This is a genomic window from Streptococcus infantarius subsp. infantarius ATCC BAA-102, assembly GCF_000154985.1.
Lineage (GTDB): Bacteria > Bacillota > Bacilli > Lactobacillales > Streptococcaceae > Streptococcus > Streptococcus infantarius.
Genome location: NZ_DS572685.1, coordinates 41,088 through 48,146 on the forward strand (window position 1 = coordinate 41,088; position 7,059 = coordinate 48,146).

At 38.1% G+C, this 7,059-nt stretch carries 12 protein-coding genes; all 12 read left to right on the top strand.

What is annotated here, in order from left to right:
• Positions 1-53 precede the first annotated feature (53 nt).
• The 12 genes from rplR (at position 54) to rplQ (ending at position 6,426) form a co-directional block, all read left to right on the top strand.
• On the top strand, positions 54-410 hold the full coding sequence (gene rplR, locus STRINF_RS01990; protein ID WP_003001342.1) for a 50S ribosomal protein L18: 357 nt from the start codon (positions 54-56) through the stop codon (positions 408-410).
• An 18-nt stretch (positions 411-428) separates the two neighbouring features.
• Positions 429-923 (top strand): 30S ribosomal protein S5, encoded by a 495-nt coding sequence (gene rpsE / locus STRINF_RS01995; protein ID WP_006531330.1) that lies wholly within the window; start codon positions 429-431, stop codon positions 921-923.
• Between the two features lie 14 nt (positions 924-937).
• A complete protein-coding gene (gene rpmD / locus STRINF_RS02000; protein WP_006531331.1) occupies positions 938-1,120 on the top strand; it encodes a 50S ribosomal protein L30 in 183 nt (60 codons plus the stop codon).
• Positions 1,121-1,261: 141 nt separating this feature from the next.
• The gene (gene rplO, locus STRINF_RS02005) at positions 1,262-1,702 is read left to right on the top strand and encodes a 50S ribosomal protein L15 (RefSeq protein ID WP_003062876.1); all 441 of its coding nucleotides are present in this window, start codon (positions 1,262-1,264) and stop codon (positions 1,700-1,702) included.
• Positions 1,703-1,718: 16 nt separating this feature from the next.
• Entirely contained in the window at positions 1,719-3,023 is a 1,305-nt protein-coding gene (gene secY / locus STRINF_RS02010) for a preprotein translocase subunit SecY (RefSeq protein ID WP_006531332.1), read from the top strand.
• A gap of 96 nt (positions 3,024-3,119) precedes the next feature.
• A complete protein-coding gene (locus STRINF_RS02015; RefSeq protein WP_006531333.1) occupies positions 3,120-3,776 on the top strand; it encodes an adenylate kinase in 657 nt (218 codons plus the stop codon).
• 117 nt (positions 3,777-3,893) lie between these two features.
• Positions 3,894-4,112 carry a translation initiation factor IF-1 gene (gene infA / locus STRINF_RS02020; protein ID WP_001040189.1) on the top strand — a complete coding sequence of 73 codons (219 nt, stop codon included), beginning with the start codon at positions 3,894-3,896 and terminating at the stop codon, positions 4,110-4,112.
• A gap of 25 nt (positions 4,113-4,137) precedes the next feature.
• Positions 4,138-4,254: a 50S ribosomal protein L36 gene (gene rpmJ / locus STRINF_RS02025; RefSeq protein ID WP_002959355.1), complete on the top strand. Its 117-nt coding sequence runs from the start codon at positions 4,138-4,140 to the stop codon at positions 4,252-4,254.
• A gap of 17 nt (positions 4,255-4,271) precedes the next feature.
• Positions 4,272-4,637, top strand: a complete 366-nt coding sequence (gene rpsM / locus STRINF_RS02030) for a 30S ribosomal protein S13 (RefSeq protein ID WP_006531334.1) — start codon at positions 4,272-4,274, stop codon at positions 4,635-4,637.
• A 17-nt stretch (positions 4,638-4,654) separates the two neighbouring features.
• Positions 4,655-5,038 carry a 30S ribosomal protein S11 gene (rpsK, locus tag STRINF_RS02035; RefSeq protein ID WP_014334184.1) on the top strand — a complete coding sequence of 128 codons (384 nt, stop codon included), beginning with the start codon at positions 4,655-4,657 and terminating at the stop codon, positions 5,036-5,038.
• 48 nt (positions 5,039-5,086) lie between these two features.
• Positions 5,087-6,025 (top strand): DNA-directed RNA polymerase subunit alpha, encoded by a 939-nt coding sequence (locus STRINF_RS02040; RefSeq protein WP_006531336.1) that lies wholly within the window; start codon positions 5,087-5,089, stop codon positions 6,023-6,025.
• A 14-nt stretch (positions 6,026-6,039) separates the two neighbouring features.
• Positions 6,040-6,426, top strand: a complete 387-nt coding sequence (gene rplQ, locus STRINF_RS02045) for a 50S ribosomal protein L17 (protein WP_003067190.1) — start codon at positions 6,040-6,042, stop codon at positions 6,424-6,426.
• Positions 6,427-7,059 lie beyond the last annotated feature (633 nt).

The window sequence follows — 7,059 nt, forward strand, 5'->3', positions numbered from 1 at the left end:
TTATAAAAACAATGTCGTTTTGACATTAATCAATTAATTAAGAGGTGAAAATTGTGATTTCGAAACCAGATAAAAACAAAATCCGCCAAAAACGCCACCGTCGCGTTCGCGGTAAACTCTCTGGAACTGCTGATCGCCCACGTTTGAACGTTTTCCGTTCTAATACAGGCATCTACGCTCAAGTTATTGATGACGTAGCGGGTGTAACGCTCGCAAGTGCATCAACTCTTGATAAAGAAGTTTCTAAAGGAACTAAAACAGAACAAGCCGTTGTTGTCGGTAAACTTGTTGCTGAACGCGCAGTAGCTAAAGGTATTTCTGAAGTGGTGTTTGACCGCGGTGGATATCTCTATCACGGACGTGTTAAAGCTTTGGCTGACTCAGCTCGTGAAAACGGATTGAAATTCTAATAGGGAGGACACTAAATAATGGCATTTAAAGATAATGCAGTTGAACTTGAAGAACGCGTTGTTGCGATCAACCGTGTTACAAAAGTTGTTAAAGGTGGACGTCGTCTTCGTTTTGCAGCTCTTGTAGTTGTTGGTGACCGTAATGGTCGTGTTGGTTTCGGTACTGGTAAAGCTCAAGAAGTACCAGAAGCTATTCGTAAAGCTGTTGAAGACGCTAAGAAAAACTTGATCGAAGTACCTATGGTTGGTACAACAATTCCTCACGAAGTTCGTTCAGAATTTGGTGGAGCTAAAGTATTGTTGAAACCTGCTGTAGAAGGTGCTGGGGTCGCTGCTGGTGGTGCTGCTCGTGCCGTCATCGAATTGGCCGGTGTTGCAGATGTTACATCTAAATCACTTGGTTCAAACACTCCAATCAACATTGTTCGCGCAACTGTTGAAGGTTTGAAACAACTTAAACGTGCAGAAGACGTTGCTGCTCTTCGCGGTGTTTCAGTTTCTGATTTAGCATAAGAAAGGGGATAATAATGGCTCAAATTAAAATTACTTTGACTAAGTCTCCAATCGGACGCATTCCTGCACAACGTAAAACAGTTGCTGCTCTTGGACTTGGTAAATTACATAGCTCAGTTGTCAAAGAAGACACTCCAGCTATCCGTGGAATGGTTACTTCAGTTTCACACTTGGTAACTGTTGAAGATGTTAAATAATTAACATTAAATAAATTTTAGGTTTAAGTCGCAAGGGGTACTCTTGCGACTTAAACTAGATATTAGTATAGGCGAGTTTCTATGGGGAGTCCTTTCCCCTCATAGAGGCGCTAGCATTTTACAAAAAAGGAGAAATTAATAATGAAACTTCATGAACTTAAACCTGCTGAAGGTTCTCGTAAAGTACGTAACCGTGTAGGTCGTGGTACATCATCTGGTAACGGTAAAACTGCAGGACGCGGTCAAAAAGGTCAAAAAGCTCGTAGCGGTGGTAAAGTACGTCTTGGTTTTGAAGGTGGACAAACTCCATTGTTCCGTCGTATGCCAAAACGTGGTTTCTTGAACGTTAACGCTAAAGAATACGCTCTTGTAAACCTTGACCAACTTAACGTTTTCGAAGATGGTACAGAAGTAACTCCAGTTGTTCTTAAAGAAGCTGGAATCATTCGTGCTGAAAAATCAGGCGTTAAAGTCCTTGGTAACGGCGAATTGACTAAAAAATTGACTGTTAAAGCAGCTAAATTCTCAAAATCTGCTGAAGCAGCTATCACTGCAAAAGGTGGTTCAATCGAAGTCATCTAATTAAGGAGGACTCGGTATGTTCTTTAAATTACTTAAAGATGCACTTAAGGTAAAAAATGTTAGAAATAAAATTTTCTTTACACTTTTTATCATCTTTGTTTTCCGTGTTGGAACACATATTACTGTGCCAGGTATCAACGCTAAGAGTCTCGATCAATTAGGTGAACTTCCCTTTCTAAACATGTTGAACCTTGTCTCTGGTAATGCTATGAGTAACTTCTCTGTATTCTCAATGGGTGTTAGCCCGTATATCACAGCATCTATCATTGTTCAACTGTTACAAATGGATATTTTGCCTAAGTTTGTTGAGTGGAGTAAACAAGGTGAAGTTGGACGTCGTAAGTTAAATCAAGCGACTCGCTACATTTCGCTTGTCTTAGCCTTCATTCAATCGATTGGGATTACAGCAGGATTTAATACTTTATCAAGTATCTCATTGGTTTCTACACCAAATGTGAAAAGTTATATCCTGATTGGTGCCTTACTCACAACAGGTAGTATGATTGTGACATGGCTTGGTGAACAAATCGCCGACAAAGGTTTCGGAAATGGTGTTTCAATGATTATCTTTGCGGGTATCATTTCATCAATTCCAAATGCTATTTCAACAATCTACGAAGATTTCTTTGTTAACGTTCGTTCAAGTGATTTAATATCTTCATACATCTTTGTAGCTTTGTTAATCGTAGCAGTATTGGCAATTGTGTTCTTTACAACCTTTGTCCAACAAGCAGAATACAAAATTCCAATCCAATATACAAAACTTGTTCAAGGTGCACCAACAAGTTCTTATCTTCCTTTAAAAATTAATCCGGCTGGCGTCATTCCCGTTATCTTTGCCAGCTCGATTACAACGATTCCAAGTACAATTATTCCGTTGATTTCAAATGGGCATGATATTCCTTGGCTTACAACTCTAGAATCATATTTGAATTACCAAACACCGATCGGAATGGTAATTTACTCAGTACTAATTATTTTATTCTCATTCTTCTATACTTTTGTTCAAGTTAATCCTGAAAAAACAGCAGAAAACTTGCAAAAAGGTGCGTCATATATTCCTAGTGTTCGACCTGGACGCGAAACAGAAGAATATCTTTCTTCATTGTTGAAGAAATTAGCTACTGTAGGTTCAATTTTCTTGGCGTTTATTTCATTAACACCAATTATTGCACAACAAGCAATGAACTTATCTAGCAGTATTGCTCTTGGAGGAACAAGTCTTCTTATCTTGATTTCAACAGGTATTGAAGGAATGAAACAACTTGAAGGTTATCTCTTGAAGAGACAGTATGTTGGTTTCATGAACACAGCAGAATAGAATATAGGTTGACCTAGTCAACCTTTCTATTTTGTTTTTGAATAAGTTTAGCACTTCGGTGTTAAATTTATTTAAAAATAAAATAAGGAGAGTATCATGAATCTTTTAATCATGGGTTTACCAGGGGCTGGTAAAGGAACTCAAGCAGCAAAAATCGTTGAAGAATTCGGCGTTGCTCACATTTCTACCGGAGATATGTTCCGTGCTGCAATGGCAAACAAAACTGAAATGGGTGTTCTTGCTAAATCATTCATCGACAAAGGTGAACTTGTACCTGACGAAGTAACTAACGGTATTGTTAAAGAACGTTTGGCACAAGCTGATATTGCTGAAAAAGGTTTCTTGCTTGATGGTTACCCACGTACTATCGAACAAGCACATGCTTTGGATGAAACACTTAAAAATTTGGATCTTAAATTAGACGGTGTTATTAACATTGATGTTAATCCAGACAGCTTGATTGAACGCTTATCTGGCCGCTTTATTTGCCGTTCTTGTGGAGCAACATACCACAAAGCATTCAATCCAACAAAAGTTGAAGGAACTTGTGATGCATGTGGCGGACATGAATTCTACCAACGTGAAGATGACAAACCTGAAACTGTAAAACGTCGTCTTGATGTTAACATTGCTCAAGGTGCACCAATCATCGAACACTATCGTAAAGCTGGTATTGTTTTCGATATCCAAGGTAACCAAGACATCGATGATGTATTTGCTGACATTGAAAAAGCAATCTCATCATTAAAATAATTTAAGAGTTTCTACTTGCACAAGTAGAAGAGTCGTGATATAATAGGCTGGTCTGGCTTATAATTGTTACCTCTGTGCTCAGAGGACATCAAATCGAAATTTAGGGGGTACTTTTGCGTGGCAAAAGAAGATGTGATTGAAATTGAAGGTAAAGTTGTTGAGACGATGCCTAACGCTATGTTTACTGTTGAATTAGAAAATGGACACCAAATCTTGGCAACTGTATCAGGAAAAATCCGTAAAAACTACATTCGTATTTTGGTAGGTGACCGTGTTACTGTTGAAATGAGTCCTTACGATTTAACACGTGGACGTATCACATACCGCTTTAAATAATCGAAATAATTGGAGGGATTAAAAAATGAAGGTAAGACCATCAGTCAAACCAATTTGCGAATACTGTAAAGTTATTCGTCGTAACGGTCGTGTTATGGTAATTTGTCCATCAAATCCAAAACACAAACAACGTCAAGGATAATATAGAAAGGAGAAAAAATGGCTCGTATTGCTGGAGTTGATATTCCAAATGAAAAACGTGTAGTAATTTCACTTACTTATGTATATGGTATCGGTCTTGCAACTTCTAAGAAAATCTTAGCAGCTGCTGGTATTTCTGAAGACATCCGTGTTAAAGATTTAACATCAGACCAAGAAGATGCTATCCGTCGTGAAGTTGATGCAATTAAAGTTGAAGGTGACCTTCGTCGTGAAGTGAACATGAACATCAAACGCTTGATGGAAATTGGTTCATACCGTGGTATCCGTCACCGTCGTGGACTTCCTGTCCGTGGTCAAAACACTAAAAATAACGCTCGCACTCGTAAAGGTAAAGCTGTTGCGATTGCTGGTAAGAAAAAATAAAATAGGAGGTAAAAAAATTGGCTAAACCAACACGTAAACGTCGTGTGAAAAAGAACATCGAATCTGGTGTTGCTCATATTCACGCTACATTCAATAACACTATTGTTATGATTACAGATGTGCATGGTAATGCAATTTCTTGGTCATCAGCTGGTGCTCTTGGATTCAAAGGTTCTCGTAAATCTACTCCATTCGCTGCACAAATGGCTGCTGAAGCTGCTGCTAAATCTGCACAAGAACATGGTCTTAAAACTGTTGAAGTTACTGTAAAAGGTCCTGGTTCAGGTCGTGAGTCTGCTATTCGTGCTCTTGCTGCTGCTGGTCTTGAAGTGACTTCAATCCGTGACGTTACTCCTGTGCCACACAATGGTGCTCGTCCTCCAAAACGTCGTCGTGTGTAATCATAATTGTTAATAGTACACAAGATTCGTTTCGAGGGAGTATAATAAATGATTGAGTTTGAAAAACCAATAATAACAAAAATTGATGAAAATAAAGATTACGGCAGATTTGTTATCGAACCACTTGAACGTGGATACGGTACAACTCTAGGTAATTCTCTTCGTCGTGTACTCTTGTCTTCACTCCCAGGTGCGGCAGTAACATCAATTAAAATTGATGGAGTACTCCACGAATTTGACACTATTCCAGGTGTACGCGAAGATGTTATGCAAATCATCCTTAATATTAAAGGACTTGCAGTAAAATCTTATGTTGATGATGAAAAAATTATCGAACTTGACGTTGAAGGTCCAGCAGAAGTTACTGCCGGGGATATTTTAACTGATAGTGATGTTGAAATCGTCAACCCAGACCACTATCTCTTTACAATCGCTGAAGGACACAGTTTGAAAGCAATAATGACTGTTGCTAAAAAACGTGGTTACGTTCCAGCCGAAGGTAATAAAAAAGAAGATGCTCCAGTGGGAACATTGGCTGTAGACTCTATCTACACACCAGTGAAAAAAGTTAATTATCAAGTTGAACCTGCTCGTGTAGGTAGCAATGACGGCTTTGATAAATTAACAATCGAAATCATGACAAATGGCACAATCATTCCTGAAGATGCTTTAGGTCTATCAGCACGCGTTTTGATTGAACACTTGAATCTGTTTACTGACCTTACAGAAGTGGCTAAAAACACTGACGTAATGAAAGAAACTGAAAAAGTTAACGATGAAAAAGTGCTTGACCGTACTATCGAAGAACTTGATTTGTCAGTCCGCTCATATAACTGTCTTAAACGTGCAGGTATCAACACTGTATTTGATTTGACAGAAAAAACTGAGCCTGAAATGATGAAAGTCCGTAACCTTGGTCGTAAGAGCCTTGAAGAAGTCAAAGTTAAACTTGCTGATCTTGGACTCGGACTCAAAAACGATAAATAATATAGGAGGATAAAATGGCTTACCGTAAACTAGGACGCACTAGCTCACAACGTAAAGCAATGCTTCGTGATTTGACAACAGATCTTTTGATTAACGAATCTATTGTAACAACTGAAGCTCGTGCTAAAGAAATCCGTAAAACAGTTGAAAAAATGATTACTTTAGGTAAACGTGGTGACCTTCATGCACGTCGTCAAGCTGCTGCTTTCGTACGTAATGAAATTGCATCTGAAAACTTTGATGAAGCTACTGAAAAATACTCTTCACAAACAGCTCTTCAAAAACTTTTCGATGAAATCGCACCCCGCTATGCAGAACGCAACGGTGGATACACTCGTATTCTTAAAACTGAACCTCGCCGTGGTGATGCTGCTCCAATGGCAATCATTGAATTAGTATAATTTTTATCAATTTTGTTGAGTGTTATGATGATGGAACCTTTTGGTTCTTAGTCTAGCTCTGGTCTACCGTTGGGGATTTTTCCCCAGCGGGAACACTCATCATATTGGTGATTGAGTAACGCTTGTTTACGAAATGTCTCTAGATTAGAAACACTTCGTAAGCAGGCGTTTTTCTTTTTGAAGAGCTAATGTATTCAAAATAGCAAAAAAACTGTCGGATGGAGATTACTGATGCTATAATTGGAGCTGTGATGACTCTACAAAATATTTATTTTTTGATAAAATTGTTTATCTAGAAAACTCTGTTACTAAAATTGGTGTATTTTCATCGAAAATAAGCAATATAAGCCTCTAATCGCCTTTAAATGCTTTTTAATGCCTTTCAGAGCAACTATTCACTATAAGGCACTAGGAGCCAAATAATCGTGTTTAGAGGCTGTTTTACAGCTTGTAAAGAAGAGAGAAGTTCATGATGTCTTCAGTACGATAAAAGTGTCTTTTTTAGCCTAAAATTGTTTTCTTGGATGTGAGGCTAATAGTGAATTTACAGTATAAAAAGTGCTGATGATTATCTGATATGACAGGTTTTATGACATTGTTACAAAAAAATATCAAAAAAGACTAAAAAAGTTA

Coding starts and splice junctions, on each gene's coding strand:
- rplO (WP_003062876.1), top strand. CDS start 1,262: ATGAAACTTCATGAACTTAAACCTGCTGAAGGTTCTCGTAAAGTACGT.
- secY (WP_006531332.1), top strand. CDS start 1,719: ATGTTCTTTAAATTACTTAAAGATGCACTTAAGGTAAAAAATGTTAGA.
- rpmJ (WP_002959355.1), top strand. CDS start 4,138: ATGAAGGTAAGACCATCAGTCAAACCAATTTGCGAATACTGTAAAGTT.
- STRINF_RS02015 (WP_006531333.1), top strand. CDS start 3,120: ATGAATCTTTTAATCATGGGTTTACCAGGGGCTGGTAAAGGAACTCAA.
- STRINF_RS02040 (WP_006531336.1), top strand. CDS start 5,087: ATGATTGAGTTTGAAAAACCAATAATAACAAAAATTGATGAAAATAAA.
- rplQ (WP_003067190.1), top strand. CDS start 6,040: ATGGCTTACCGTAAACTAGGACGCACTAGCTCACAACGTAAAGCAATG.
- rpsM (WP_006531334.1), top strand. CDS start 4,272: ATGGCTCGTATTGCTGGAGTTGATATTCCAAATGAAAAACGTGTAGTA.
- rpmD (WP_006531331.1), top strand. CDS start 938: ATGGCTCAAATTAAAATTACTTTGACTAAGTCTCCAATCGGACGCATT.
- rpsE (WP_006531330.1), top strand. CDS start 429: ATGGCATTTAAAGATAATGCAGTTGAACTTGAAGAACGCGTTGTTGCG.